1 protein-coding gene and 1 tRNA gene are annotated in these 792 nt (G+C 70.2%); one reads left to right on the top strand and one right to left on the bottom strand.

Annotated features, from left to right (window positions below; genetic code table 11):
* Positions 1 to 18 precede the first annotated feature (18 nt).
* A tRNA-Lys gene (locus tag HA630_RS02380) sits at positions 19 to 94 on the top strand.
* Between the two features lie 94 nt (positions 95 to 188).
* Here HA630_RS02380 and HA630_RS02375 read toward each other — a convergent pair.
* Positions 189 to 792: DUF4113 domain-containing protein (locus HA630_RS02375; protein WP_166832217.1), on the bottom strand; the 604-nt coding region annotated here is incomplete at its 5' end.

The following is a 792-nucleotide window of genomic DNA, read 5'->3' as shown; positions in this document are numbered from 1 at the left end:
GATGCCCAGTTTCCGGTGGGGTCGTTAGCTCAGTTGGTAGAGCAGCGGACTTTTAATCCGTAGGTCGCGTGTTCGAGTCACGCACGACCCACCATCCGAATCAAGCACCTGTGCGGTCCGCCCAGGTGCTTTTTTTCTTGCCCCGTTTTCTGGGGTCAGGGTGTTTGCGCCTGCGCCTGTCGCTGTGTTCAGGCCAGGGTCAGCAGTTCGTCCCAGCGCGTGGTGTAGCGCGGCGAGCGGCGCTGCTGGCGCATGGCCCAGCGCGGCGCGGGCGCATGGCGCAGGGCGGCGCTGCCCAGCGCCACGGTGCCCGGGCCCCAGCGGGCGTTGAGGGCGTCCAGCGTCTGCATCAGCCGGTGGCGCTGGCCGGCGCTGGCCGGGGCCGTCGGCGCCCAGGGCAGCGTGGTCTGGCGTTCCGACGCCGGCTCCAGCCCCAGCAACAGGACGCCGGCCTTGGCGTAATCGACGCCCGGGCGGTATATGGCGTCCAGCGCCCGCAGGGCGGCGGCCGCGATCTGCAGCGTGTCGGCCGTGGGCTGAACCAGGGGGATGGCCAGCGCCCGGGCATAGCGTTGCGGCCGGAATGGGCTGCTGCGGATGTAGGTCTGCACCAGGGCGGCATGGCTGCCTTGGCGTCGCAGTTTCACCGCCGCGCGGCCGGCGAATTCGGTCACCGCCTGGCGCAAATCGGCCAGGGCGGTCACGGTCTGGCCGAAGCTGCGGGTGCAGGCGATGGCCTGTTTGGCCACGTCGGCTTCGTCCAGCGCCAGGCAGGGCACACCATTCAGTTCG

The organism is Aquabacterium sp. A08, assembly GCF_011742065.1.
The sequence above is the reverse complement of the archived record's forward strand: the minus strand, read 5'-3'. Positions and strand labels throughout refer to the sequence as shown.